Genomic DNA, 1,924 nt, shown 5'->3' on the forward strand with positions numbered 1-1,924 from the left:
CACGTTCGCCGACGAGGCCCTCAGGAAGAAGATGGCCGAGGCCATCGCGCGCGTGGAGGCCGAGGCGGGGAAGGAGTACGACATCGTCGTCGGCGGCGAGCGGCTGAAGGGCGACGGGACCTTCAAGACCATCAACCCGTCCGACAAGGGTCAGGTCCTCGGGCTCTTCCAGAAGGGCACCGTGGACATCGCCGAGAGGGCCGTGAAGACCGCCGACGCGGCGTTCGAGCAGTGGAGCCGCGTGCCGCCCGGCGACCGCGCGGACTACCTCTTCAAGGCCGCCGAGATCATGCGCCGCCGCAGGCTCGAGCTCGACGCGACGATGGTGCTCGAGGTGGGGAAGAACTGGGTCGAGGCCGACGCCGACACGTGCGAGGCCATCGACTTCCTCGAGTTCTACGCGCGCGAGATGCTCCGCTACGCGCAGCCCCAGGAGCTCACCGAGCTTCCCGGGGAGCAGAACAGCTACTTCTACATCCCGCTCGGCGTGGGCCTGGTCATCCCGCCGTGGAACTTCCCGCTCGCAATCCTCGCCGGCATGACGTCGGCCGCCATCGTCACCGGCAACACGGTCGTCCTCAAGCCGTCGAGCGACTCGCCGCTCATCGCGCAGAAGTTCGTCGAGATCATGGAGGAGGCGAAACTCCCGCCCGGCGTGCTCAACTTCATCACCGGAAGCGGCGGGGCCATCGGCAACACGCTCGTCGCGCACCCGCGCACGCGGTTCATCTCGTTCACCGGGTCGCGCGCGGTCGGGCTCTCGATCGTCGAGCTCGCCGCGAGAACGCAGCCCGGGCAGATGTGGATCAAGCGCGTCGTCGCGGAGATGGGCGGGAAGGACGGCATCGTCGTGGACGGCGAGGCCGACCTCGACGCGGCCGCGCAGGGCGTGCTTGCCGCTGCGTTCGGGTTCCAGGGGCAGAAGTGCTCGGCGTGCTCGCGGGCGATTGTCGTGAAGGACGTCTACGACGCGTTCCTCGAGAAGCTCGTCGCGCTCGCGAGGAAGATCACCGTCGGTCCGACGAAGGACCCCGCGAACTGGATGGGCCCGGTCGTGAACCGGCGCGCGATGGAGACGATCCTGAAGTACGCGGACATCGCCGTGAAAGAGGGCGGGCGGCTCCTGTGCGGCGGGAAGGCGGTCGCGGGGCTGTCGAACGGGTTCTTCGTCGAGCCGACGGTCATCGCGGACGTGCGGTCGCGCGACACGATCGGCCAGGAGGAGATCTTCGGCCCCGTGCTCGCGGTCATCAAGGCGCAGGACTACGACGACGCGCTTAGGGTCGCGAACGACACGGAGTATGGCCTGACGGGCGCGGTGTTCTCGAGGAACCGCGAGAAGCTCGACCGCGCGAGGGCCGAGTTCCACGTGGGGAACCTGTACCTGAACCGGAAGTGCACGGGGGCGCTCGTGGACGTGCACCCGTTCGGCGGGTTCAACATGTCGGGGACCGACTCGAAGGCCGGGAGCCGCGACTACCTCCTGCTGTTCCTGCAGGGGAAGTCGGTGTCGGAGAAGGTGGGGTAGGGGCTGGGGCGACAGGCCGGTAGATCATGCAGAGGGCGGCGCCGCGGGGGAGACTCCGCGGCGTCACTATGCCGGGGTTGATAGACGGGGGGGGCTTTGGTACAATAGACCGTGTGCATCGAACCTTGGTCCGAGGGCGTCCTGCGGGACTGCGACCAGGACAGGAGGTGATCCCGATGGCACGAACTGCGATCGGTGTCGTGATGGTGGCGCTGTCTCTCTTGTGGGCCGCGGCCGCGGCGGGGCAGTCCGTGGTGTACTGGACGCCCGCGCATGAGCTGGCTCCCCAGGGGGCTAACTACGGTAGGCCAGTTGCGTGCGACCTAGATGCCGACGGTGACCAGGATGTCTCGTTCATCTGCGGAGGTGACGCACCGGAGGCGAACGCCCAGTTCT

At 67.9% G+C, this 1,924-nt stretch carries 1 protein-coding gene; it reads left to right on the top strand.

Translation table 11 applies throughout. The annotated features are described in order from the left end of the window. The coding region (gene pruA, locus FJY74_09820; protein MBM3308610.1) for an L-glutamate gamma-semialdehyde dehydrogenase at positions 1–1,528 on the top strand (1,528 nt) is incomplete at its 5' end. Between the last annotated feature and the right edge of the window lie 396 nt (positions 1,529–1,924).

This window comes from Candidatus Effluviviaceae Genus I sp., assembly GCA_016867725.1.
Classification (GTDB): Bacteria; Joyebacterota; Joyebacteria; order Joyebacterales; family Joyebacteraceae; genus VGIX01.